Origin of the sequence: Halomonas cupida, assembly GCF_900142755.1 — a bacterium.
GTDB classification, from domain to species: domain Bacteria; phylum Pseudomonadota; class Gammaproteobacteria; order Pseudomonadales; family Halomonadaceae; genus Halomonas; species Halomonas cupida.
On the sequence record NZ_FRCA01000001.1, the window covers coordinates 239864 to 265103 of the forward strand.

The window sequence follows — 25240 nt, forward strand, 5'->3', positions numbered from 1 at the left end:
ACTGGATTGCCATACTGACACAGTGGGTTGAAAATCTCGCCACACACATTTGCTGCGACAGGATTTTGTTGCTCATGCCTCGTTCTCCCATCGTTACAATGCGTCGTTGGTTTACCTCGTCAGCGCTGGTGCTGTTACTCCTGGTGTGTGGGGTTGCCTGGGCGCAGAGCAGTATCACCGACGATGAGTCCCTGCCCGGTATCGAAGAGTTGCAGAAGCAACTTGAGGAGCGCACTGCCAGTGCCGGTGATCCGCCGGATGCGGCTGCCAGCGAGGATATTGACGCCTTGAATCAGGCGATCACTGCGGTGGAAAAGCTGGCGGATACTCGCGAACAGCTAGAGGAACTGCAGACGCGTGTCGAGCAGGCGCCTCAGGAACTGGAGCAGCTCGAACATCAGTTACGCGAGCGGCAGGAGAGTCAGGACTTCGATATCAGTGAGCTGGAGGGACTGTCTCTCGATGCGCTGGAGCAACGCCTGCGTGATGCCACCGGCTCCCTTCAGCGGGTTCAGGATTCGCTGACTCGAGTGCAGAGCCAACTGCTGGGGGCCCAGACGCTGCCGGAGCGGGCCCAGAAGTCGATTGCCGAGGCGATGAAACGTGTGGACGAGGTTCGTCTGGAGCTCGAGGACCTCGCGCGGCGTGATATTCCCGATAATTCTCCCCAGCGTATCGCTGTGCTGGCCGAGCAGCAGCTGGCCGAAGCGGAGTTGCGCCTCTATCAGCAGCAGTTGAACTCCAATACCCGCTTGCGTGAATTGTTGCAGCAGCGTAGCGAGTTACTGGAGCTCGAGGCTGCTCGCGAAGAAGCCTGGGTTTCGGCGCTGCAGAGCCAGTTCGACCAGTTGCGGCGCAAGCAGTCGGAGCAGGCGATTGCTGATGCGGTGCAGAATGAGCCCCAGGCAATCGCCGAACACCCGGTTATCCAGGCGGAGCAGGAAGCCAACCGTGAGATATCGCAGGCACTGCTCAACGCCACCAGCAAGGCCAATGAGCTGGTTCGCGAAGGGCTGCAAACGCGTCGCCAGCTGGATCGGGTTCGGCGCATGCAGCAGGGACTCTACGATAACATTGAGTCGGTGCGCGGCAGCGTGCTGTTGTCCCGTATCCTGCGTGAGCAGCGCGAATCCCTGCCGGATATCGAGGAGCGCAGTGGGTTGGCCGACGAGATTGCCGATATACGCCTGACTCAGTTCGAGGTCGAGAGCCACCGGGAGAGCCTGCGCTTTCCCGAGCAACTGGCTCGGCAGACTCTCGAGGAGGCCGCCATCAATGAAGCGCTTGATGAGGAAACCAGTGAGGCCCTGACAGCGCCCCTGGTGCAGTTGTATCGCTCCAGGCGTGATCTGATCGATCAGTTGGAGCCGATCTATGGTGAGATCCTGACCTCGGCCATCGCTCTGCAGCTCAATCAACAGCAGCTCGTCGAGGTGGTGAGGGAGTTGCGTAATACCATCGATGAGCAGCTGTTCTGGGTGGCCAATGCTCAACCCCTGGACATGAAATGGCTGGGTAAATTACCCGCTCACCTGGCAGCCGAGTGGCATGATGGTGCCTGGCGCAAGGGTCTGCCCGGTAACTGGCAACGACTCGATGCGGGGGCCTGGTTGGCCCTGCCGGTGCTGTTGGCGGCAATAGCGCTGCTGATGTTGCGTCGTCGGATCAAGGCCCGCCTGATGGGGATACATGAACAGATCGGCCGGCTGCGCCACGATACCCAATTGCACACGCCGCGGGCGATCCTGCTCAACCTGCTGCTGGCGGCACCTGCTCCCCTGGTCGTGACGACACTGGGAATGATGCTGACCTTTGGAGGCACTGGCGCTGCTGTTGCCGTGGGCATGTCGTTGCTGCAACTGTCCGCCGCCTGGACCATGGTGGCCTGGGCGCGCCGCCTGCTGGTCAGCGATGGCGTGGCGCGACGGCATTTCTACTGGCCAGAAGGATACGTACGCAAGCTGCGCAGTTGGATGCTGTGGTTGGGGATCAGCCTGGCGCCGGTGTTGTTGATCGCCCCGTTGGCGAAGGACGCCGCTGTTACCTTCAATGAACAGCCGATCAGTCTGGTGATTCTGCTGATTGGCTTGACGGGCATGTCGGTGAGTATGGCGAAGTTGATTCTGGCCCATGTGCCTTTCTTCGGCGTCAAACTGTTCCGTCTCATACTGGGCCTGGTGATGGCCATGGTGCCGTTGGCGCTGGCCGGTGCAGTGGTGTACGGCTACGTCTATTCGGCGCTCAGCCTGGTCAGCCGCTTTGTCTTCACCCTGTATCTGTTCTCGTTCTGGATTCTTGTCGAGGCTGCTGTGGTCCGTGGTCTGGCGGTGGCAGCAAGGCGCCTCGCCTACCGTCGTGCACTGGCGCGACGTCGCGCGATGAACAAGGACGATGGTGATCGCGGCCTTGATATCGTCGAAGAGCCGCCGCTGGACATGGAGCAGGTCAACCAGCAGTCACTGCGCCTCTCCAAGCTGATCTTGACGATTGGCTTTGCTGCCCTGATGTACCTGGTGTGGGCGGACTTCCTGACCGTGCTGAGCTACCTGGACCATGTCGTGGTGGTGGAAGGTGCCTCCGGTGAGGGCGCAGACGCGCTGGAGGACAATCTCAGTGTGGGCGACGTGATTGTGGCGCTGTTCACCATCGGCATGACAGTGATGCTGGCACGTAACCTGCCGGGTCTGCTCGAGGTGATGGTGCTGTCACGCCTGGTGCTCAAGCAGGGCAGTGCCTATGCCATCAGTTCGCTACTGTCCTATGTGATTGTGGGCACCGGAACGGTGATGGCGCTGGCGACCATGGGGGTTTCCTGGGACAAGCTGCAGTGGCTGGTGGCGGCTCTCGGTGTGGGTCTGGGTTTCGGCCTGCAGGAAATCTTTGCCAATTTCATTTCCGGCCTGATCATTCTCTTCGAGCGTCCGATTCGTATCGGCGACACGATTACGCTCGGTAACTTGACCGGCACCGTCAGCCGTATTCGGATCCGCGCGACCACGGTAACGGATTTCGACCGCAAGGAAATCATCATTCCCAACAAGACCTTCGTCACCGATCAGTTGATCAACTGGTCGCTGTCCGACAGTGTTACCCGGGTGACACTCAAGTACGGGGTCAGCCACGATGCCGACCGCCGCGTGGTGCATAGGCTGCTGGAGCAGGCGGCTACGGAGAACAGTCGCGTGCTGGCGGATCCGCCTCCGGAGATATTCTTCATGGCCTATACATCGAGCACCATGGAGTACGAGCTGCGTATCTACGTCAATGCGCTGGGCGACCGGCTGTTGGCAACCGATGAGCTGAATGGCCGCATTGGCGATCTGTTCGCCGAGAATGGCATTCGCATCGCCTTCGACAAGCTGGATATCCATATCCAGCGTGCAGGCCGCGAAGGCTGGGGAACGCCGGTGGGGGCAGCGCGTGAGCTGGACGAAAGCCACCCGCCTCCTGGCTCCGATGGTGACCCCGGCGACGTCGGTATTGGCGGCGATGGTGGTGGCGGAGATGGTGGCGGCCGCTAAGAGCGCCCGCCGGCAGGTGCCTGCCGTCTAGCGGCGGCGGGCATGAAGCAGGAACTCGCGGTTGCCGTCGCCGCCCAGGATCGGGCTGTCTTGCCAGTGTTCGATGCCCAGTTCGAATTGTGTGCAGCAGACCCGGATACGTTGCTCCACATCAGCGTAGAGGCGTGTGTCGGTGACCAGACCGCGGTCATCGACACCGCCAGGTCCCACTTCGAACTGCGGCTTCACCAGTGATACCAGAGTGGCGCCGCTGGGTAGCAGGGCGGCGATCTCCGGCAGGATCAGTGTCTGGGAAATGAACGACACATCCATCACTGCAGCGCCCAGCGGGCCCTGTTCATCAATGGCGGCAAGCAGTTGTGGTGCTTCGGCCATGGCACGAGCGTTGAGGCCTTCCAGGCAGGTAATGCGTGGGTCCTCGACAAGGCTGGCATCCAACTGACCGTGGCCGACTTCCACTCCGATCACATGGCGTGCACCGAAACTCAGCGCACAGTCACTGAAACCGCCGGTGGATTGACCGACATCCAGTACTGTCAGGCCCGTGAGATCCAGGTTCAGGGTCTTGAGTACGGCCTCGAGCTTGAGGCCTGCACGGGAGACATAGCGTTCCTCGGGATCTTCCTCGACCCGCAATACCAGGTCCTCGGGACACTTCTCTCCCGGACGGGTCAGCAACTTGCCATCCTCGGCACGGCTTACCCGGCCATGGCGAATCAATCGCTGGGCCCGAGTGCGTGAGCGAGCGTGACCTTGACTGACAAGCAACTGATCGAGGCGGGGCATGACAACAACATCCTGGGCGGCTGGAAACGGCGCCAGTATGCCATAATGGACAGCCTGCTCAGACAGGGCCTGCTGACGTTTTCATCGCGGCCGCGACAGAGGCGGCGTTTGGTGGACAACAAGACGTGAGGCGCGTGGTTGGGTTGTTCCCAATGAGCGGCGAACAACGCCGTGGTGCGCCAAACTGGCCCTGTCCCTTCGGGTTGCGCGGCAAATGACGCCATGCGGTGTTGCGGAATTTGGCAAGGGAATGACCCTTACCTGCATCCCGCGTCTTGCCTGGCGCCATTTGGCGCCGCAACGCGGTTCACGCGGAAACGTCAGCAGGCCCTGATTACATGAGGACGCAAATGGATCGTCAGCACTGGTTGTCACTGATACGTTCTCTGGCGCTCGGTGCTGTGGGCGGTGCGTTGTTCTCGTTGACTGGCCTGCCTCTGGCCTGGATGCTAGGCCCTCTGGTGGCCAACCTGATCGCTGCCAATCGTGGTATGCCGGTTGAGATTCCCGAGCGGGTACGCAGCGGGTTTCTCGGTGTCATGGGGCTGGTGCTGGGTAGCCAGGTCACTCCAGAGTTGGCCAGCCAGGTATCCGAGTGGGGACTTTCGGCTCTGATGTTGATTCTCGGTGTGGCGGCTTCGACCCTTGCTGCCGCGGCCTGGTACCGTCAACGTGGCTTTGATGGCACCACTGCACTGTTCGCCGCAGCCCCTGGCGCGATGACCGCGATGATCATCATGGGAGAGGAGAGTGGCGGGGACCCTGCGCGTATCGCTATTGCCCAGTCGCTGCGTGTGGTGCTGGTGATACTGCTGTTGCCACCGCTGTTCTGGGCCATGGAGGATCCGGGCACGGTGGTCAGTGAGGTAGCCACGCCCTATACCGGGCTCTGGCTGTTGCTGGCCATTGCACCGGTGATCTGGCTGGGCACGCTGGTTCGCCTGCCAACACCGGCATTATTGGCGCCGCTGCTGCTGGCTGCGGTGCTGTCGGGTTTTGACCTTGCCCACTTCTCGCTGACCGACAACGCCATGAATGTGGTGTTGTGGGTGTTGGGCAGTTCCATCGGAGCACGCTTCCGTGGCCTGACCGGTGCGGTATTCACGCGTTATCTGGTCGACGCCAGCGTGGCCACCGTCATCGCTCTGGCCGTGCTGGCGCTGTTTGCCGAGGCGATCCATCAACTGATGGGGGTGCCGCGTGATGTCGCCATGCTGGCGTTGGCGCCGGGTGGTATTGGTGAGATGGCCATCGTCGCGCTGGCGTTGGATCTCGACCCGGTGTTTGTTGCTTTCCACCACCTGCTGCGCATGGTGCTGCTGATGTTCGCAGCACCTCTGGTGGCGCGCTGGATCCAGCGTTCTCAGCCCTGATCAGTTGGGCCGCTCTCCGCCTGCAGGTCGGTTGGGGGCAGCCGGTTGGCTCCCCAACTGCGGTGTACCATGGCAATCACTTCGGACAGTTCCTGCTCCGTGACCTCTGCCAACTCGCCATGCTCGAGAGGGTCATGGTGGAAGATGTACAACCGTGACGCGAACTGAGGAAAGGGCAGCGATGCCTCACCGAAGCGTTCGCCATTGCCGGCCGTACTGACTTTGACGCCATCTCCCCAATCCTGACCGCTATCGTTGTTGGGGTTGAAGAAGTACACCCGGACCACGCCACTCGGGTCCATGGCCGTGCGCAGAATGGTGATGGCATGCCAGCCAATGAAGCGTGCGGCGCTGTCGGTGATCGCCATTCCTGCCGGCTGGGGGTGGATCAAGGGCTGATTACCGTTGTAGCCGGGGTGGTAGCTGGCATAGAAGTGACGCAGGAAAGTGTCCATGTCACTGAGCTGGCCGGTCGCGACATCGACGTTGATTCGAAAGCCACGGCCCGACCACCAGCCATGAAACTCGGGATTGACCCAGCGGTGGGGATCGCCTTCCCGACCAACACAGCGTCGACCCATCTCGACATAGATGCGATCGAGGTGAGGCACGACCAGCAGTGACACCGGGTCGAGGTCCAGCGGCAGGTTCTGGGCAACCCCTCCTATGCTGTCCCGAGAGGAGATGGGCTGACCCTCGAAATGCATGATGATTTCGTCATCCCGTGCCGCCCAAGTGACCATCTGCAGTAGGTAGTCCGGGTCATTGAACGACCACATCGACAGTGCGCGGGCCGACTGGCAGGTCGGGTTGTTGCCCTGGCCGATACCCAGCGGTAGACCCAGTACACAGAGCACGCCTTCCATCAAGCGGGCGCGGTGCGAGACGCTGTCGCCGAAGGCCGCGTATAGACGCGCTTCCGACCATTCGGACAGCGTCAGCCCCAACTGTCGCCACAGGCTGGGGGCAATCGGTGGCTGATAGAGGATGCCCCGTTCCAGGGTCAGGGCCAGACCATAGGCCGCCTGGGAAGTCTGGGGGTGCACCGAGGTGCGAATGATGGTGTGCACCAGTTCGCGATAGCACAGTAGACAGTCTCGTCCCGTTGAGGACAGTCCCAGTGCTTCGGCGAGCAGTTGATCGCTGTGGTCGAGGAGATGGCGCAGCAGTACCGGATGATAGGGTGATACCAGCCCCGTATCGTGCATGGCCCGGGCAAAGCCGGTGGCCTCGTACTGGAGCGCGCCGCTGTCCATGCCGGACAGCCGTTCTCGGTAGACGTCGATGCCCGGGTCCTCGCGACAGGCCTGAGTGGGTCCGTAGAGCGAGCTGACCAGACGGTCGGCTCCCTGACCGCTGGAACCGAGGTCGATTGCTGGGTCCGCCTGACTCAGGGCGATCTGGGTGATCATCTGCTTGACCGGCTCGACCTGGATGGGACGTTGTTGCAGGATGCGCCAGATTTCCTGAATCAGCTCGTCAATGATGTGCTCGTAGCCGATGCGAGCAGCAATATGCTGGAACAGCAGCCGGGGTAATTGAGCCAGGCGACCCTGAGTCTCGCGTTCGGCCTCGTTGGGTGCAGTGAACAGCAGTGAAAGGTTGAGGGCCATCACCTGGGTGAGAAAGTGGAGGGCACTTTCGTCACTGATCAATGTGTGGCGATACAGCCCCTTGGCTACAGCCAGCATGCGCAGCTGGCTGAGGGACTCGATCACCACCAGGGTGACATCTGCGCTCTGCAGAGAACCGCCACTGAGTGACGGCATCAGGATCTGGGGCTGGGCCCAGTCCGAGCCATCAAAGATGCCCTCGGCCTCGAGCCGTTCGGCGCGTTCCTCGATAGCCGCACAGCCGCCTTCCTGCATCATCACGCGCCGCGCGATATCCAGTACATGCGGAACCTTCGACGGTTTGGCAAACTCAGCAGCTTCACTGAGTTGTGTAATACTCGCATCGAGCTTCTGCAGCAGGCCCGTCAGCTTGTCATTGCTCGCCGGTGACGAGGTGTTGGGGGGAGTCACGCAGGCTCCTTGGTCATCGGTTCGAGGTCACGACTGTATACGAAGTGCCCAGCACCGGATACTCCTCCCACCCGGCAACGGGAAACCAGCAGTACCGGTCAAGAGCCAAAACCGAGTGGGGGAAGCCGAATGAGCAGGGGTATCACCCCTGCTCGAGTGCACTAGACGTAGTAGTCCATATCCTCCTGCTCCTTCAGCAGGTCGCGCAGGGTGTGGGCATCCTCACCGCGGAAATACACCAGGCCCCAGTGGGTGCCGAACGCCGTGCGCTTGGTAACGGTCTCTTCCATCGGTGGTGTCAGTTCGTGAGATTCGAAGTAGGGGTGATCTTCCACCTCTTCGGGAATCTCTAGGCGACTGACCACTCGACGGCGTGGGTAGACACCGAAACAGCCGGCGAAGCCGTCGGCGTCGACCACCTCGCGAGGGAAGAACTCGGCCACCTCTTCGGCGGTTGTCTTCGGATCAAAGACCAGCATGCTGGCCTGATAGGCATTGAAGCCGTAGACGCGCTCCAGCAGCTCGAAGACCTTGAACCCCGGCGGGCGATAGGCGACTTCACCGAAGTACATCTCGCCATCGCTGGTCACAAAGTATTCCGGATGAATCAGGCCGAACTCGATATCGAAGGTCTTGACCAGCTTCTCGATCTGCTGACGGATCTGTTCACGATACCTCTCCAACTCGGGGGAGGCGGGCACGAACACCGAGTAGCCGAGGGTGACGTACTCGGAGATATTGAGAAACGCGATCTTGCCATTGTGAATCCAGGCCTCGACGGCAAACTCCCAGCCATCCAGGTGGGATTCCATCAGCACCGGAAATTCTTCGTCCGGGATGGCATCGATCTCATCGGGGGTACGTATCACCCGATGCCCAAGGCAGCCGGCCTTGTCGAAGGCCTTGAGGTGGATGGGGTCGTTGGGGTCACCGTCCAACTTGAGCAGGGTCTGATTGACGCGCTTGAGAAAACGCACCACATCACCCTTGTCGTGGGCTTCCTCGAAAATGCCGACACGAATGCCCCCCAATTGCGCGCGACGCTTCATCAGCGCCTTGTCACGCAGCAGCAGGGACTGGCCATAGAGACGAGGGTTGTCCAGCAGTACCGAGTTGATGGCGCCGGCCCACTCGACGGTTTCCTCGAATAGGGGAATCGACACGTCTACCCCCATTTCCTTGAGTGTCTCGGCTATCTCTACCGAGCGGTCATTGAGGCGCTCGAAGTTCCAGGACACGTAGGGAATGTCGTGCTGTTTGCAGTACTCTTCTGCCCAGTCCGGGGCAACCACCACATAGCGGCGGTCGAATTTCTCGGCGGCCTCTACTGCGTTCAGGCTCCAGCCCAGTAGAGCGATGAAGCCCTTGTTGGGATCCTTTTTCATGGTGGTACCTCCAGCGGGTAAATAGGGGGGTGTGGTTCGTGATCTCTCTCTATCGTTCTGGTGCGATGTTAGGGGAGACATCGGCCCTGCAGCGTGTCGCGGCTGGGTCGAAAAAAGAGCGCCTGACGAGTGGTGGTCGCCAGGCGAACAGCTATCTCTACCCTACAGAACTACTCGGAAGAACGCATATTTGTCTCAGTGTACGATCAAAACGGCAAAGTATGGACGTCAAGGCTTGAGCTCAGGGTGCGACATTGGTATAGTGCCCGCCGGCTTTGACAAATCTATGATTTTCAAGCCGTTCAACAGGCTCCGTCAGTCTGAAGATTGATCTGATGTGATAGCCTTGCTGTGGTGGCCCCGTTGGTCCTCCCGCAACGCGAAACTGCGAACCCCGCCAGGCCCGGAAGGGAGCAACGGTAGTGGTGGATGCGTGTGCCGGGATGTGGCTTTCGGGGTCGCCTCCTTTTGTGTTTATCCTTTTGATTCCGCTGGAAATTCTTCCTCCTTGACCTGCAAGTGGTACAAGTGGTGGTACAAACCATGTCTGTTTCAGCGCATCAGAAGGCTCGTCGAAGTTCCAGTACTCCCTACCTGTTCAAGTCCCGTCATGGCATCTGGTGTTTCCGGCTGGTGGTACCTGAGAGCGCTCGTGTGTCTGTTGGCGCCATTATTGAGAGAACCAGGGACCCTGAGAACCGTCAAACGGTTGGGGCCAATACTGGGTATATAGTGGAGATCCAGGCTGCCTGAATGATAAACATCATTGATGAATGACGTTACGTTCTGGTTATTGCTCTCGTCTCAAGCCGTGGGCTTCATGCCGAGGTGTCCTCGTTGTCCCTGGTTGCTGTTGTCGCCGAAGGTTGGGTGGAGTCCTCGTGGATCAGATCGGCGCCTTTCTCGCCGATCATCATCGTGGCCGCGCAGATGTTGGCTGAAGGTATTTCCGGCATGATCGAGGAGTCGATCACCCGCAGTCCTTCAAACCCATGCACACGAAGTCGATCATCGACCACCGCCATGGGGTCGCTGCTCGGCCCCATGCGCGCGGTGCCGTTGAGGTGGTAGGACGACACACCATAACGGCGGGCATAGTCCAGCAGCTCTTCATCGCTCTGGTGCTCGACACCCGGCAGTGCCTCTGTATCCATATAACGAGCCAATGCGTCACTGGCGAGCAGTTGTCGAGCGAGGCGAATGCCCTTGATCAGTACCTCGCGATCTCCCGGCTCGTTGAGGTAGTTGGGCTGAACTTCCGGTGCTGCCAGTGGATCCGTACTGGTGATGCGAACATAGCCCGTGCTGGCAGGACGGTGCTGCCAGAAACCACAAGTCATGCCGGGGTAGTTGTCGAGCATGCCGACATAGCCCTGACGATAACTGGCCGGCGTAAAAACCCCCTGCAGGTCGGCGCGCTCCATGTCGTTATCCGACTTCCAGAAGATATGCACCAGTGATGGGCTCAAGGCCAGGATACTGGGTCGGCGCAGCAACCAGTTGGCGATCTGGCGGACCAGTCGCAGTCCTCTGGCCTCCTCGTTGAGAGTCGTGCTGTTCTTGACCCGACCGACAATGCGCACCGAATAGTGATCCTTGAGATTGGCGCCAACTCCCGGCAGATCCCGAACGACAGGAATATTCAGTGATTCGAGCAGCTCGCGTGGTCCAACCCCCGAGAGTTGCAGCAGTTTTGGCGTATTGATGGCGCCAGCGCTGACGATCACTTCACGGCGGGCCGTGATACGAGTGGCCTTGCCGCTTGTGGGGTGGCGATATTCCACCCCAGTGGCGCGTGCTCCATCGAACAGGATTCGTGTGGCCTGGGCGTGGCAACGGATACTCAGGTTGGCGCGTTTGCTGGCGGGCCTCAGCCAGGCCTGGGCCGTGCTCATGCGTCGCCCACGATGGATGGTGCGTTGGAAGTAGCCGACACCAGCCTGGTGTTCGCCGTTGTAATCGGGATTGCGTGGGATACCGAGCTGTTCGGCTCCCTGGATGAATGCCTCACAGATCGGGTGAATCCAGTCGATATCGGTGACCGGCAGTGGTCCGTTCTGTCCTCGTAGCAGAGGATCACCTGCCAGGCGGTGTTCGAGTTTCCTGAACCAGGGCAGCACGCTGTCGTAGTCCCAGCCGACATTGCCCAGGCGGGCCCAGTGATCATAGTCCTCGCGCTGGCCACGGTTGAACACCAGGCCATTGATGGAGGTCGAGCCGCCCAGGGTTCGTCCCTGGGGAATGGGGATTTCGCGATCCAGTGTCAGGGCGTTGGGTGCCGTCCTGAACTGCCAGGCATAGCGCGGGTTGAAGATCATCTTGATGAAGCCGGCGGGAATATGGATGAAGGGGTGATGATCCTTCGGACCGGCCTCCAACAGGCAAACGCTGATATGGCTGTCGGCACTCAGCCGGTTGGCCAGAATCGCGCCGGCGGCACCACTTCCGACAATGATGTAGTCGTAATCTGCCCGCTCGGCCATAGGAGTCGTCTTCCCGGTTATGATCGTTGTTGTCTGGTTTTGGTGGCCTGGGTTGAATCGATGGAACCATGTCTCTGGACAGTGTCATCCTGGCATAGGTGTGGTGATTGAAGAACAGGACGAAGGCCCAGTTGCCGCCGGTAGGGCACTGAGCCATCCTGCCTGAGTGGTGGAAATGACAATGGCAACCATGGTGACAATGAGGGAGGCGAACGATGGCGGAACAGGCAACAGGTGGTATGGCCCTGCAGGGACTCAAGGTTCTGGAACTGGGGCAACTGATTGCCGGCCCCTTTGCTGCCAAGCTGCTGGGTGAGTTCGGCGCCGATGTGATCAAGGTCGAGCCGCCCGGGGTAGGGGATCCATTGCGTCGCTGGCGCAAGGTGCAGGATGGCACTTCGCTATGGTGGCATGTGCAATCGCGCAACAAGCGCTCCCTGACTCTCAACCTGCGTGAATCCGAAGGTCAGGATATCGTGCGTCGTCTGGTCGAGGAGTGTGACGTGGTGGTCGAGAACTTCCGACCGGGCACACTGGAATCATGGGGCCTTGGATGGGACGAACTCTCCGCCATCAACCCGCAGCTGATCATGGTTCGGGTCTCCGGCTATGGTCAGACGGGACCCTATCGTGACAAACCGGGGTTCGGCGTGGTCGGCGAGGCCATGGGGGGATTGCGTTACCTGACCGGTCAGCCCGGCGAACCTTCGGTGCGCGTCGGCGTCAGCATTGGTGACTCGTTGTCGGCCCTGTATGCAGTGATCGGTACGCTGCTGGCGCTGCAGGAACGCCAGCGTAGTGGCCAGGGGCAGTTCATCGACGTGGCGCTGTATGAGTCGGTATTCGGCATGATGGAAAGTCTGTTGCCGGAATATGACGCCACCGGTGAGATTCGCCAGCCCAGCGGCAGTGCACTGCCGGGGATTACGCCATCCAACGCCTATGCCTGCCTGGGGGGAGACTATGTGCTGATCGCCGGTAATGGTGACAGTATCTTCAAGCGCTTGATGCAGGCGATCGGTCGCGATGACCTGGCCGAGGATCCGCGCCTGGCCCATAACGATGGTCGTAGTGCCAATGCTGAGCTGATTGATGGTGCGATCGGCGACTGGGCCGCTCGACACCCGCGGGCACATGTTCTTGAAGTACTCGACGCGGCGAGGGTACCGGTGGGATATCCCTACACCGCCGAGGATATCGTCAGAGATCCTCATTATCAGGCGCGGGAGATGATCCAGAATATCCAGTTGGCCTCAGGCTCACCGCTAAAGGTGCCGGGCGTGTTGCCGAAACTGAGTCGTACACCGGGGCGTATCGGTGGAGCAGGCCCGGAGCTGGGCCAGCATACCCGCGAGGTGCTGGATGAGTTGGGGATCGATGAACACACCCAGCAACAGTTGCGAGAAAGGGGGATTGTGTAATGAGTCAGGGACGTGAACGGGTCTATATCAATGATGTGGCGCCACGCGATGGTCTGCAGATCGAAAAGCAGTGGGTGGCCACGGCAGACAAGGTTCGGCTGATCGACGGCCTGATGGCAACCGGCCTGGCCAGGGTTGAGGCAACATCGTTTGTGTCACCCAGGGCGATTCCCAACCTGGCCGACGCAGCCGAGGTCGTGCAGGGCATCCGTCGTGTGTCTGGTGTCGGCATCGTGGTGCTGGTGCCCAACGTCAAGGGGTGTGAGCGGGCGCTGGCGAGTGGTGTGGATGAGATCAACCTGGTGATGTCGGCCAGTGAGTCCCACAGCCGCGCCAATCTGCGGATGTCACCGGAACAGTCGTTGGCGCAGTTTGCCGAGATTGTCGATCTGGCCAAGGGGAGTGGAGTGTTCGTCAACGGTTCGTTGTCGACTGCCTTTGGATGCCCTTTTGATGGCGAGGTACCCCAGTCCAGGGTGCTGGGCTTCATCGAGCGTCTGCTGGAACTGGGTGTCGAGGGGGTAACGCTGGCGGATACTACCGGCATGGCCAATCCCGCCCAGGTGGCCAGGTTGTGTGAAGCGGTCATGACGCGCTGGTCACAGGTGCCTTTTACTCTGCACGTGCACAACACCCGGGGGATGGGGCTTGCCAACTGCCTGGCGGCCTGGCAGTCCGGCGTTACGCAGTTCGATGCGGCGCTCGGTGGACTGGGAGGTTGCCCCTTCGCGCCCGGTGCCACCGGTAATGTATGTACCGAGGATCTGGTGCATATGTTCGAACAGATGGGAGTGGATACCGGCGTGGACCTGGCGGCGTTGATCGAGCTTTCCACCACGTTGCCGGAGCTGGTTGGTCACGATGTTCCCGGCCAGGTGGCCAAGGCTGGTCCGGCGGATCGGCGCTATCCCTGTCCAGCGGGGCTGTGACGGATACGGCAGAACGGTAAATAGCTGACCACACCGATAATTGAGATCGCACCGGGGCTCCTCGTCATCTCGGTCAACCCTGGGTCATGGCATGGCTGGGTGTAGGAAATCTCCGTATATCGGTCGGATTGTACGGAATATGGTGGTAGGCGCTGGAGTGTCTGCCGATCCTGCCGCACCATTTCCCTCACACAGGCCTGGCCTGACAGCGCTGGTGGGCGTGCCGGATGTCTCGGGATCGGCACCAGCACCGTAAGAATAGTTTAAGCAACGCCTGGTAGCGTAGGAGGATCCATGACCCACAGTCCTTGTGCCGTGGGTGTTCGATCGAGCGTGCGGCGGGGGGAAACAATGAAAGGTGCAGATTATCTGGTTGAGTCCGAGAGCATTTCCTGGCTGACGACCTGGCAGGAAAGCTACGAGAAGCAATACGATCGCAATATTCTACGGTTGCTGATCAAGATGGTGGTCATGGTCGGCATGCTGGTGGCGCTCCATTGGGCTGGCGCGAGCGGTTACGGTGTGGTCAGCGTCCTGGCTATTGCGACCTTTCTATGTTGCTACTCATCCGTGAACATGTTCTTTGATGACTTCTTCTGCAACGGACTGTTCCGCGAAGAGACCGACCATGTCAGCAGCTTTTCCCTGGCCATGGTGCTTGCCGCAGTGACCCCGGCAGTTCTCTGGTGGTGACGTGACCACTGACTGTCAGGCGTGTCACTGGTTGCTGCGGTCGCATGCTCGGGTGTGGCCGCAATACCGGTACATTCAACAAACCGCCCTCCCAATAGACGGTCCGTCAGCACAGTAGCGGATGCCTGATGCATTCGACATTCACCAGCATGGCAGCCAGCATGGTGACTGTTTCTGGTGTAATATGTTGAATCGAAAAGGAAAGCCTGTCCTCCCTGGTTGACGGTGCCATACTGTCATGGCGGAGCGATACTGCCGGCTTCCGTCGATTCCTGTGGAGACTGTCAATGACCCGTTCGCACCACTCCTTCAGTGAGGAGGAGCGCCAGGGGCTCTACCGAGCCATCTTCGAGCGTCGCGACGTACGTTCCCAGTTCCTGCCCGACCCGATCCCGACGGATGTGCTGGGGCGATTGCTCGAGGCGGCTCACCATGCCCCTTCGGTGGGCTTCATGCAGCCTTGGGACTTCCTGGTGATCGACAGTATCGAGGTGCGCCGACGGGTACTGGATAACTTCGAGCGTGAGAACGCCCGCGCCACAGACAACTATGAGGGCGAGCAGCGTGCTGCCTACAGTGCTCTCAAACTGCAGGGCATACTCGATAGTCCCCTGAACCTGTGCATCACCTGTGACCGTAGCCGCGGTGGTCCGACCGTGCTTGGCCGCAACAGCATCGTCGAAACCGACCTGTTCAGTACCTGCCTGGCGGTTCAGAACCTGTGGCTGGCGGCGCGTGCGGAGGGCATTGGCGTGGGCTGGGTCAGCATCCTCGATCAGCAACGTCTGGCCAGGGTTCTCGACCTGCCTACGACAGTCTACCCGCTGGCCTACCTATGCCTCGGCTATGTCAGCGAATTCCTCGAGCAACCGGAACTCGAGGCCAGAGGCTGGCGTTCACGCCTGCCGCTGCAGGAGCTCGTGCATCACAACGGCTGGCACCAGCCGCTGCAGGATGAACATCCGCTGGCCGAGTGGTTGGTTCAGCATTCCAGCCGTCAGCCTACTCGGAAGGAATGATGACGGTTTGCGCCTGTCATGATGATTGCTTTAGGATGCTCAGATCGAGACAGGTGCCCCTGCCATTCAGGGGATAATCGAGAAGTATGGTGCGGCCCCTCGTGGCCAATTCCATCGCTGCCCCCGCAACGGTAATGAATGAGTAGCCTGCGAAGACCACTGGCCCCGGCCGGGAAGGTGCAGGCAATTGCGTTTTCTCTACGGAAGCGCGCTCATCGAGCCCGGAGACCGGCCTGTCACTCTGTTCCATCCAATGGCGGTGCGGCGGGCACCCGAGGGGTATCAGATGTCTTCCAGTTCCACGTTTTCCTCCCAGCGTTCTTCGCGTTCCAGTTCCCGATTGTCTGCTCTCCAGCAGGGCGCCGTTGTACTTTTCGGTGCGCTGATCCTCTATGCCGTCGGCTTCCTGCCGATGAGCGCGGCCCATAACGCGGCTCACGATACCCGGCACGTTTTCGTCTTTCCCTGTCACTGACGTTTATCCCTGTCACTGACGTTGGCTGTGGATTGGTTGCCGTTGCTGCGGTGTGGTCGTTCTGATTGCTCCGGCGGCGTATGTGTCGAATGCATTCTGGAGAGTTCTCGATGTTCCGTTCCCTGGTACTGAGTGCCTGTCTGGTCGGTATTGCCCTTGGGTTGGCGATGACGGCCATGCAGTCTGTGGGCGTGACGCCTATTCTGCTGGCTGCAGAGCAATATGAAGTCAGTGATGCCGGAACCGATATGGCTCATGACCATGCAAGTGGTGGCCATGATCACCATCATGATGAGCAGGCCTGGGCACCGGCCGATGGTGGCGAACGCTTCTTCTACACCATGATGTCCAATATCGGCGCTGGCATAGGCTTTGCCGCCATCCTACTGGTGTTGATGAATCACCTCCACGCCCGTGGCCGGCTGGTGTTGATGCCGGTGACTGGCCTGGTAGTCGGAGTGCTGTGTTATCTCGCTGTCTTTGTCGCCCCTTCGCTGGGGTTGCCGCCCGAGATTCCCGGTGCTTCCGCCGCTGCGCTTGAGTCACGTCAATGGTGGTGGTTTACCACGGTGGTAATGGCCGCCGCTGGTCTGGGGATATTGAGTCTGACTACGGGCTGGAAGCGTCTACTCGGGTTGCCTCTTCTGCTGGTGCCTTATAGCTGGGTACCGACCCATGAAGGGGCAATGTTTACCCATCCTGACCCACAAGTGGTGCAGATACTGAGTGAGTTGCATCGAGAGTTCATCTGGGCCGCTGGTATCACCAATCTGCTGTTCTGGTTGCTGGCCGGATTGCTATGTGTCCTTGTCCTCCAGCGCCTGACCACCAATCCCCCTGCTCCTGACCACCAACGCCAGGCCGGTTGCCCATGATGCTTCCACCTGAGTTTCCGTTTGTGGCGGTGGTTGGCCAGCACGCACTCAAGACAGCGCTGTTGCTCAACGCCATCGATCCTCGAATCGGCGGGGTGCTGATCAGCGGCCCCCGGGGAAGCGCCAAGTCCACCTTGGCTCGTGCTCTGGCGGATGTCCTCCCCGACGATGCCGAAGGCGGCCGTCCGCCGTTCGTCAACCTGCCGCTGGGGGCGAGCGAAGACCGCCTGACCGGCAGCCTGGATCTGCAGCAGGTGCTGTCGGAACGTGAGGCGGCCTTCCAGCCCGGATTGCTGGCGAAGGCCGATGGTGGCGTGCTCTATGTCGATGAGGTCAACCTGCTGCCGGACAGCCTGGTGGACCTGCTGCTCGACGTGGCCGCGCGGGGCATCAATATCGTCGAGCGCGACGGGATCAGTCACACCCATGCGGCGCGCTTCAGTCTGATCGGCACCATGAACCCGGATGAGGGCGAACTGCGTCCCCAACTGCTCGATCGCTTCGGTCTCTGTCTCGAACTGCAATCGCAGTTGGCCATCCAGGACCGGGTCACCATCATGCAGCAGCGCGAGTCCTTTGACCGTGATCCGTTTGCTTATGTCCAGGCCCATCAGCCCGATCAACTGGTGTTGATGCGCCGTCTTGAGTCGGCGCGACAAGCCCTGGCGAAGATCGTCGTGCCGAATTGGTGCTATGAGCATATTGCTGCAGGCTGCGAGGCCGCTGTTGTCGAGGGCATGCGTGCCGATGTGACCTGGCATCGTGCGGCAAGGGCCCATGCCGCCTGGCGGGGAGCGGAACAGCTGGGGCTGGAGGATCTCGACGCCGTTGAGCCCTGGGTCCTTGCCCATCGTCGAACCCACTCCCCTGAGTCAACGACACCGTCATCCTCACCACCCCCATCCTCGGTGCACGGAGGCGGTTCGGGGAAGGGCCAGTGTGATGGAAGGCGTCCCAATGCAGCCAGTGGCGACCCCCGGTCAGGCAAGGATGTGGACTCTGCCGAACAGCAGGGACGGCAGCAGGAACAGTGGGGCGCTCTGCCGCCGGTCACACAGCAGAATCATATACAGAAAACCCTTGCCACGCCGATGCTTGAGCTGCCGGGTATCGGCAGCGAGTCTCGAGCTGGCGCCTGGTCCAGCCCCGCTTCCCGGCGTATCCAGCGGGGGCCACAGTCGGGCCCGCGTCGGGCTCGGGATATGTCGACGTCCCCGGACTGGTTCAGCACCCTGGTGGCCAATCGTGGAGAGTGGCCACCTCGTCAGTGGTGTTACCGCAAGGCGCGTCGCGGCCAGTCGGTAGTGCATCTGGTGCTGCTCGATACTTCCGGCTCCACTCTGGGCCAGCAACTGCTCGGGCGAGCCAAGGGACTGGTCGAGGCGCTGGCGAGCCAGGCCTATGCCATGCGCGAGCAAATGGCAGTAGTGGGCTTCGGTAATGATGGTGTTGTTCCTGTGCTCAGGCGATGCCGTGCGCCCAGCGACATGCGGGGGAGGCTCGATGTCACCAGGGCAGGCGGTGGTACACCGATTCGGGCGGCTATCCGCCGGGCGTTGGAGCTGATCCAGAAGTGGCGGCGTCAGGCCCCCGGCCTGCATGTGCGGACCTATGTCATCACCGATGGCAGGACTCGGGAGTCGGTGACGGACCTGCCGCCACTGGGTGACTGCATCCTGGTGGATACCGAGCAGTCCAGCGTCAGGCGCGGGCAGGGACCGCGCCTTGCCCGGCAGTTGGGGGCTCTCTATCGCACGCTATCCACAGAGGTTCAGTCGGCCACAGAGGCTCTGCCTGGGAAGGTGTCGACATGATGCCCCATGGTAGCGAGCAGGCAGTTGCTGGGGCCGTCTGTGCCGCCGTCTTTATTGCCGCACCGTCCTCCGGCCAGGGCAAGACCACCGTTACCGCGGCACTGGCGCGGATGCTGCGTGATCAAGGCAAGGTGGTGCGAGTGTTCAAGACCGGTCCCGATTACCTGGATCCTCAGGTACTGGCCCAGGCCTCGGGACAACCAGTGGAACCGTTGGACCTGTGGATGGCTGGCGAGGCCTGGTGTCGGCAGCGTCTCCATGAGGCGGCGCTGGTTGCCGATCTGATCCTGGTCGAGGGCGCCATGGGGCTCTACGATGGCGAGCCTTCCAGCGCCGACCTGGCGGCACGCTTCGGTCTGCCGCTGGTCATCGTCATGGACGTCAAGGGCATGGCGCAGACGGCGGCGGCCTTGGTCACTGGCCTTGCTGGATTCCGTGATGACATCCATGTGGCAGGGCTGATCGCCAATGCGTGCGCTTCACCGCGTCATCGTGAGCTGATCGAGGCGGCCCTGCCGGAGCGGATTCCGTTGCTGGCCGCCATGCCCCGTGATCCGGGCCTGGCTCTGCCCGAGCGCCATCTGGGGTTGGTTCAGGCCGAGGAGATTCGTGAGGACCTGGAAGCCCGCTTCGAGGCCAGCGCCCGGGCGCTGGAAGGCGAGCCGTTGGCTGAGGCCCTGCTGCACCTGCCCGGTGTCGAGTTTGCGCCAGGGCCACTGGATACCACGATGTCTCCTGAGCTTCAGGATGCGCTGCGGGGACGGGTCATCGGCGTGGCCAGAGATGCCGCCTTCAGCTTCATCTATCAGGCCAACCTGGACCTTCTGGTGCGGATGGGCGCGGAATTGCGCTTCTTCTCACCATTGAATGATGATCACCTGCCTTCCTGCGATGCGCTCTGGCTGCCCGGAGGCTATCCGGAGCTGCATGGTGCTCGCCTGGCGGCCAATCAGTCGCTGGCCGACGATATCCGTCACTTCCATGCGGCGGACCGGCCGATCCTCGCTGAGTGCGGCGGCATGCTCTATTGCCTGGAAACACTGACGGATCACGCCGATCAGACCCATCTCATGCTCGGACTGATACCGGGGCGAGGGTGGATGCGTGGCCGCAACGGTTGCCAGGGCATGCAGACCGCCGAGTTACCCGAAGGCGACATTCGTGGGCATGCCCATCATCGCTCGGTGACCGAAGGCACCCCCGACCCCATCGGTCATGGACGGCGCCAACGCCATCCTGCGCCGGGTGAGGCCATCTATCGACAGCGATGCCTGACGGCGACCTATCTGCACCTGTTCTTTCCTGACAACCCTGCCGCTGTGGCACGTCTGCTGCGTGGTGACAGGGTGATGGACCTTCCTGCTGAGGAGCTTCCCGCATGCAATTGAACAAGATTCCCGCCACGGTGGTGACCGGCTTCCTGGGGAGCGGCAAGACCACGCTGCTGGCCAGTCTACTGCGCGGCGTGACCGGCAAGCGTATTGCGGTGATCGTCAACGAATTCGGTGAGCAGGATATCGATTCCGACCTGCTGCGTAGTTGTGCCCTCGGTTGTAGAGAAGAGGGGGGGAGCGAAGAGGGTTGCGAAGGCCCAGGCGCGGTGTCCCAGGGGGAGGACGGCATCTATGAACTGGCCAATGGCTGTATCTGCTGCACGGTGGAGGAGGAATTCCTGCCGGTGATGAAGAAGCTGGTGGCGCGTCGGGATGATATCGACCACATCCTGATCGAGACCAGCGGACTGGCGCTGCCCAAGCCGCTGGTGCAGGCTTTCAACTGGCCGGAGGTCCGCCAGCACTGTACCGTCGATGCGATCATTACCGTGGTCGACGGCCCGGCGGTGGCCTCCGGGCGCTATGCCGATGATGTCGAGCGGGTCGAGGCCCAGCGCCGCGCCGACGAGAGTCTCGATCATGATCCCAGCCTGCGCGAACTGCTTGATGATCAATTGAGTGCGGCAGACCTGGTGTTGGTCAGCAAGACCGACCTGCTCGAACCCGGTGACCGTCAGGCAGTCGAGTCGCTGGTTCGCGGGCGAGTGACAGGTTCGGTCAAGACACTGTTCATCGACCAGACACTGGCTGCGGACAGCACTCAGTTGGAGGCGTTGATGGGCATCGGTGCGGCGAGCGAGGAGCATATCGACCATATCGATAACCACCATGACCGCCATCATGCCGAGGGCGCTCATCATGATCATGCCCATGATCATTTCGACTCCTGTGTGATTCGTCTCGGCGAGGTCGATGGGCAGGCCCTGGCGACGGTTCTGCGCCAGTTGTTGAAGGAGCAGGAAATCTATCGCGCCAAGGGCTTTGCGGCCATCCCGGGCAAGCCCATGCGCCAGGTCATTCAGGCTGTAGGTGAGCGTCTGGATAGCTACTTCGATCGCCTCTGGAGAGCGGACGAGCCGCGCCACACCCAATTGGTCTTCATCGGCAGGTCGCTGGATGAGGCTGCCCTGCGCGAGGCGCTGTCCTCGACCCGGGTCGCCGAGACTGATGTGGACGTCTGATGCATCTGTTTGCCGCTAGACCCGGAGGTTTCGTCGATGACGAGGGGGTCGTCGACCTGCAGCAGGATCCTGCCGAGGTCGTGATCCTGTCCGCCGCCGACAGCAGTCTGTCGGCGCTGGCCCTGGCGGCCGAGCGGCTCGGTGATGACTACCCAACGGTGCGGCTGGCGAACTGGATGAATCTGGTCAAGCCCGCCGCCTACGATCTGTATGAAGATCGGGTGCTGGACAAGGCTCGCCTGGTGATCGTGTCGCTGCTCGGTGGCAGTGGCTACTGGCGTTACGGATACGAGCGCTTGTTGGCCTGGGTCAATGCGGGCCGCGATCGGCAGTTGATCGTGGTGCCGGGTTGCGATGCTCCGGATGAGGCTCTGCTGCAGGACTCCAGTGTGCCGACAGCTCTGGCACACCGCGTGTGGCGCTACCTGCGTGAAGGCGGGGTAGACAACGCCGAGCAGATGCTGCGCTGTGTGGGCACCCATTGCCTGGGCCTTGCCCTCGACTGGCGCGAACCCCGGCGCATGCCTGAGGCACTGCTTTACTTACCCCCCTCCTTACCACCTTCTGCCCGACGAGGGGGTGAGGAAGCCACGCTGAGTGAATGGCGTGAGCAACAGCGGGACGGGCGACCAGTGTGCTTGCTGCTGTTCTATCGCAGCCACCTGCAGGGCGCCAATACCCAGGCGCTGGACGGGCTGGTAGAGGTATTGCGGGAACGTGGCCTCGAGCCATTGCCGGTGGCCGTGACCTCGTTGAAGGAAGAGACCAGTCTGGCCTTCGTCAATCATTTGATCGAGCAGGCCGGCGCGACGCTGATCATCAATACCACCGGATTCTCCATCAACCGCAGTCCGGATGAGGAGGGCGACAGTGCAGCAGGGGTGCTGTTCAGCGGTCGCCCTGTGGTGCTACAGGCCATCCTGTCGAGCACGACCGAGGAAGACTGGAAGGAAGGCAGCAACGGTCTGCGCAGTCGGGACATGGCCATGCAGGTGGTGCTGCCGGAGATGGATGGTCGGATCATCACCCGCGCGGTGGCCTTCAAGGCAGAGGCGCTGTACAGCGAGCGCTGTCAGGTCTCGGTGATTCGTCATGTCCTGCATCCCGAGCGCGCTGCTTTTGTCGCTGAACTCGCCAGGCGTTTCTGTGCCTTGCGTCAGACACCCAATGCCCGCAAGCGACTGGCGCTGGTGCTGGCCAATTATCCCAACCGTGATGGCCGTATCGGCAATGGTGTTGGCCTGGATACTCCTGCCTCGACCGTGCGGATTCTTCAGGCGCTCGAAGCGGCCGGATATCCCGTGAGTGACGTGCCTGCCGACGGTGATGCGCTGATCGAATGCCTGCAGGGCGCGGTGACCAACGACCACGATGCTCTGGATCTGCGACCCTGCCGGCAGTCCATCGGTCTTGACGACTATCTGGCCTGGTTCGAGACGCTGCCGGAAGCACTGCGCACATCGGTACGGCAGCGCTGGGGCGCACCCGAGAGCGACCCGAAATACCGCCAGGGACGGTTGATGATTGCCGGTATTCGTCTCGGCGAGACCTTTGTCGGTATCCAGCCCGAGCGGGACTTCATCGATGATCTGACGCAGACCTACCACGATACCGAACTGGTGCCGCCGCACAGCTATCTGGCGTTCTACCTCTGGCTGCGCGATCACTACCGAGTGGATGCCGTCATCCATGTCGGCAAGCATGGCAACCTGGAGTGGCTGCCGGGCAAGAGCACGGCGCTGTCCGGTGACTGTTGGCCGGATATTGCCCTGGGACCGTTGCCGCACTTCTATCCGTTCATCGTCAATGACCCCGGCGAAGGGGCCCAGGCCAAGCGCCGTAGCCAAGCGGTGATCATCGATCACCTGATGCCACCACTGGCCCGTGCCGAGCTCTACGGCCCCATGGCGGAACTGGAAGCGTTGACCGATGAGTATTACCAGGCGCTGGGCATGGACCCGCGTCGTGAAACCCTGTTGCGCGAGCGCATTCTCGAGCACCTCCGTCAGACCGGCATCGATCAGGAACTGACGCATGGAGTGGAAGGGGGGGATGGCGGAAGCCGCCCGGGTGATGAGGCACTGCTCAACGAACTGGATACCTGGTTGTGTGACATCAAGGAAGCCCAGATCCGCCATGGGCTGCACATCCTCGGTTGCCTGCCGGAGCATGACAAGCTGGCCGCCACCCTGGTGGCGATCCTGCGCCTGCCGAGAGGAGAGGCCATCCACCAGCGTGGGTTGCTGCACAACCTCGCGGACGATCTGGGGCTGATGGCGGGAGAGTCGGGGATGGACGGTTTCGATCCGCTGAGGGCGGGCGCCGAAGCCTGGACGGGACCGCGGCCGCAGGTGCTGGTCGAGCAGGAATCGTCAATCTGGCGTACTGCTGCCGACACCCGGGAGCGCCTGGAGCGTCTGGCTCAGCGCCTGGTGGCCGACTATGTCTTGGCAGACCCGGTGCAGGCCAACTGCCCATTGGAGGAGCTGGTGGGAGACTACCCAGCCACCGCCGAGCTGTGTCGCTATGCCCGGGACACGGTCTGGGCGGCAATGAAACGCGGCGCCGAGATGGAAATCCAGTCGCTGCTGGATGGTCTCGATGGCTATTTCGTGCCTCCAGGGCCGAGTGGTGCGCCCAGTCGCGGGCGATTGGATACCCTGCCCACGGGGCGCAACTTCTTTACCGTCGACAATCGCTCGATTCCGTCGCCGGCGGCCTGGACGTTGGGGGAAAAGTCAGCTCAAGCCCTGGTTGAGCGCTACCTGCAGGACAACGGCGATTTTCCCCGTCGTCTGGGGTTATCGATCTGGGGCACGGCCACCATGCGTACCGGTGGCGACGACATCGCCCAGGCATTGGCACTGATGGGGGTTCGGCCTGTCTGGTCGCCGGGCTCGCAGCGCGTGGTCGATATCGAGGTGATTCCCGCCATGTTGCTGGGGCGTCCGCGGGTGGATGTCACGCTGCGGGTGTCCGGCTTCTTCCGCGATGCCTTTGCCAATGTGATTCGTCTATTCGATAGCGCTGTCCAGGCGGTGGCCGCCTACGAGGAGCCAGGCAACGGCAACGTCATCCGCGACACCATTGTGGCTCGTCAGCGAGAGTTGGAGGCCGATGGGCTGAGCGCCGAAGTGGCGGCACGGGAGGCCAGTTACCGGATCTTCGGCAGCAGGCCCGGTGACTACGGCACCGGCCTGAATCGCTTGATTGACAGCCGTGCCTGGCAGACTGCCGATGATCTGGCGGAGACCTATTTGCGTTCCAGTGGCTACGCCTATGGCCAGTTTCCCGAGTCCGGGGTTGCCGCTCGTGGCGCTTTCGAGCACCAGTTGGCGGGCCTTGATGCCGTCCTGCACAACCAGGACAACCATGAGCACGACATTCTCGACTCGAACAGCTACTACGCCTTCCAGGGTGGCATGGCCAATGCCAGTCGCGCGCTTGGGGGGCAGACTCCTTCGATCTATCACGCCGACCATGCCAACCCTGCTCAACCGACCATCCGTACGCTCAAGCAGGAGTTGAACCGGGTGATCCGCTCCCGAGTGCTCAATCCCAAATGGATCCTCGCCATGCGTGAGCACGGATACAAGGGTGCCTTCGAGATGGCCGCCACGGTGGACTATCTGTTTGCCTATGACGCCACCACCGATCTGGTGGCGGACTACCAGTACGCCCAGGTCACCGAGGCACTGGTGCTGGATGAGGCCAACCAGCGCTTCCTGCGTGATCACAATGCCGCTGCACTGGAAGAGATGGCGGAGCGCCTGCTGGAAGCCGCGCAGCGTGGCCTGTGGCGGGAGGCCGGTGAACAGGGAGAGGCACTGCAGGATCTGTTGCTGGAATTGGATGAAGCCCGGGAGATCTCAGGTTCTCCAGCCGGCGATTATGCCACGGCTACACCAGGCGGCTCGGTGTGATGGG

At 61.3% G+C, this 25240-nt stretch carries 16 protein-coding genes, 1 other RNA gene and 1 riboswitch; of the genes, 13 read left to right on the forward strand and 4 right to left on the reverse strand.

What is annotated here, in order from left to right:
- Positions 1-74: 74 nt before the first annotated feature.
- Positions 75-3521 (forward strand): mechanosensitive channel MscK, encoded by a 3447-nt coding sequence (mscK, locus tag BUE38_RS00960; RefSeq protein ID WP_073433158.1) that lies wholly within the window; start codon positions 75-77, stop codon positions 3519-3521.
- Positions 3522-3548: 27 nt separating this feature from the next.
- Here mscK and BUE38_RS00965 read toward each other — a convergent pair whose 3' ends face one another.
- Entirely contained in the window at positions 3549-4307 is a 759-nt protein-coding gene (locus BUE38_RS00965; protein ID WP_073433159.1) for a TlyA family RNA methyltransferase, read from the reverse strand.
- A 350-nt stretch (positions 4308-4657) separates the two neighbouring features.
- Here BUE38_RS00965 and BUE38_RS00970 point away from each other — a divergent pair, with 350 nt between their 5' ends.
- Positions 4658-5680: an AbrB family transcriptional regulator gene (locus BUE38_RS00970; RefSeq protein WP_234986725.1), complete on the forward strand. Its 1023-nt coding sequence runs from the start codon at positions 4658-4660 to the stop codon at positions 5678-5680.
- Here BUE38_RS00970 and BUE38_RS00975 read toward each other — a convergent pair.
- Together BUE38_RS00975 and BUE38_RS00980 are read right to left on the reverse strand one after the other, a co-directional pair.
- Positions 5671-7704, reverse strand: coding sequence for a hypothetical protein (locus tag BUE38_RS00975; protein WP_073433161.1), 2034 nt, complete (start codon positions 7702-7704; stop codon positions 5671-5673). The genes BUE38_RS00970 and BUE38_RS00975 overlap by 10 nt on opposite strands.
- Positions 7705-7865: 161 nt before the next feature.
- Positions 7866-9089, reverse strand: coding sequence for a carboxylate--amine ligase (locus tag BUE38_RS00980; RefSeq protein WP_073433162.1), 1224 nt, complete (start codon positions 9087-9089; stop codon positions 7866-7868).
- Between the two features lie 361 nt (positions 9090-9450).
- On the opposite strand from BUE38_RS00980, the gene ffs reads away from it, so the two are divergent.
- Positions 9451-9547: signal recognition particle sRNA small type (ffs, locus tag BUE38_RS00985), an RNA gene on the forward strand.
- Between the two features lie 360 nt (positions 9548-9907).
- Here the strand turns inward: ffs and BUE38_RS00990 are convergent.
- Complete coding sequence (locus tag BUE38_RS00990) at positions 9908-11572, reverse strand: GMC family oxidoreductase (protein ID WP_073433163.1); 1665 nt, start codon at positions 11570-11572, stop codon at positions 9908-9910.
- A 215-nt stretch (positions 11573-11787) separates the two neighbouring features.
- Here BUE38_RS00990 and BUE38_RS00995 point away from each other — a divergent pair, with 215 nt between their 5' ends.
- From BUE38_RS00995 to cobN, 10 genes are all read left to right on the forward strand, one after another.
- Complete coding sequence (locus BUE38_RS00995) at positions 11788-12993, forward strand: CaiB/BaiF CoA transferase family protein (RefSeq protein WP_073433164.1); 1206 nt, start codon at positions 11788-11790, stop codon at positions 12991-12993.
- A complete protein-coding gene (locus BUE38_RS01000; RefSeq protein ID WP_073433165.1) occupies positions 12993-13922 on the forward strand; it encodes a hydroxymethylglutaryl-CoA lyase in 930 nt (309 codons plus the stop codon). The genes BUE38_RS00995 and BUE38_RS01000 overlap by 1 nt, the downstream gene beginning before the upstream one ends.
- A gap of 351 nt (positions 13923-14273) precedes the next feature.
- The gene (locus tag BUE38_RS01005) at positions 14274-14615 is read left to right on the forward strand and encodes a hypothetical protein (protein ID WP_073433166.1); all 342 of its coding nucleotides are present in this window, start codon (positions 14274-14276) and stop codon (positions 14613-14615) included.
- A 287-nt stretch (positions 14616-14902) separates the two neighbouring features.
- Positions 14903-15634, forward strand: a complete 732-nt coding sequence (gene bluB, locus BUE38_RS01010) for a 5,6-dimethylbenzimidazole synthase (protein ID WP_073433167.1) — start codon at positions 14903-14905, stop codon at positions 15632-15634.
- A gap of 34 nt (positions 15635-15668) precedes the next feature.
- Positions 15669-15885: riboswitch (cobalamin riboswitch) on the forward strand.
- Positions 15886-15920: 35 nt separating this feature from the next.
- Positions 15921-16109 carry a CbtB domain-containing protein gene (locus tag BUE38_RS01015; protein WP_073433731.1) on the forward strand — a complete coding sequence of 63 codons (189 nt, stop codon included), beginning with the start codon at positions 15921-15923 and terminating at the stop codon, positions 16107-16109.
- Positions 16110-16219: 110 nt separating this feature from the next.
- A complete protein-coding gene (locus BUE38_RS01020; protein ID WP_073433168.1) occupies positions 16220-16984 on the forward strand; it encodes a CbtA family protein in 765 nt (254 codons plus the stop codon).
- A complete protein-coding gene (locus BUE38_RS01025) occupies positions 16981-18798 on the forward strand; it encodes an AAA family ATPase (protein WP_073433169.1) in 1818 nt (605 codons plus the stop codon). Before BUE38_RS01020 ends, BUE38_RS01025 begins: the two co-directional genes overlap by 4 nt.
- Entirely contained in the window at positions 18795-20186 is a 1392-nt protein-coding gene (locus BUE38_RS01030) for a cobyrinic acid a,c-diamide synthase CobB (RefSeq protein WP_073433170.1), read from the forward strand. The genes BUE38_RS01025 and BUE38_RS01030 overlap by 4 nt, the downstream gene beginning before the upstream one ends.
- Positions 20177-21313 (forward strand): cobalamin biosynthesis protein CobW, encoded by a 1137-nt coding sequence (gene cobW / locus BUE38_RS01035; RefSeq protein WP_073433171.1) that lies wholly within the window; start codon positions 20177-20179, stop codon positions 21311-21313. Before BUE38_RS01030 ends, cobW begins: the two co-directional genes overlap by 10 nt.
- Positions 21313-25236 (forward strand): cobaltochelatase subunit CobN, encoded by a 3924-nt coding sequence (gene cobN / locus BUE38_RS01040; protein WP_073433172.1) that lies wholly within the window; start codon positions 21313-21315, stop codon positions 25234-25236. The genes cobW and cobN overlap by 1 nt, the downstream gene beginning before the upstream one ends.
- Positions 25237-25240 lie beyond the last annotated feature (4 nt).